Origin of the sequence: Bacillus cereus group sp. BfR-BA-01383 (assembly GCF_022663495.1) — a bacterium.
GTDB classification, from domain to species: Bacteria; Bacillota; Bacilli; order Bacillales; family Bacillaceae_G; genus Bacillus_A; species Bacillus_A cereus_AU.
The window spans coordinates 1-433 of sequence record NZ_JAKUFP010000110.1; the positions used below are offsets into that span (position 1 = coordinate 1).

A 433-nucleotide genomic window follows, 5' to 3' on the forward strand; every position below is an offset into this window, starting at 1 on the left:
GCTTTTATTAACGGGAAGTGGCTCAGCTTGGTAGAGCACCTGGTTTGGGACCAGGGGGTCGCAGGTTCAAATCCTGTCTTCCCGATATTCCTAAAAACATGGGGCCTTAGCTCAGCTGGGAGAGCGCCTGCCTTGCACGCAGGAGGTCAGCGGTTCGATCCCGCTAGGCTCCACTTTATTTATTATATATCGGAGGTATACCCAAGTTCGGCTGAAGGGATCGGTCTTGAAAACCGACAGGCGGTGAGAATCGCGCGGGGGTTCGAATCCCTCTACCTCCTCCATTTTATTTTAAAATGGTTTAGCTATATATAATAATGAAATATTTATTTTTTCCTTCATGGAGGTATACCCAAGTTCGGCTGAAGGGATCGGTCTTGAAAACCGACAGGCGGCGAGAGTCGCGCGGGGGTTCGAATCCCTCTACCTCCTC

General features: G+C 50.1%; 4 tRNA genes. All 4 read left to right on the forward strand.

Annotated elements, in window-relative coordinates:
• Positions 1-11 precede the first annotated feature (11 nt).
• The 4 genes from MR065_RS27135 (at position 12) to MR065_RS27150 (ending at position 432) form a co-directional block, all read left to right on the forward strand.
• Positions 12-85: transfer RNA gene (locus MR065_RS27135), tRNA-Pro, on the forward strand.
• A 15-nt stretch (positions 86-100) separates the two neighbouring features.
• A tRNA-Ala gene (locus MR065_RS27140) sits at positions 101-173 on the forward strand.
• Positions 174-191: 18 nt separating this feature from the next.
• A tRNA-Ser gene (locus tag MR065_RS27145) sits at positions 192-284 on the forward strand.
• Positions 285-342: 58 nt separating this feature from the next.
• Positions 343-432: transfer RNA gene (locus MR065_RS27150), tRNA-Ser, on the forward strand.
• Position 433: the final 1 nt, after the last annotated feature.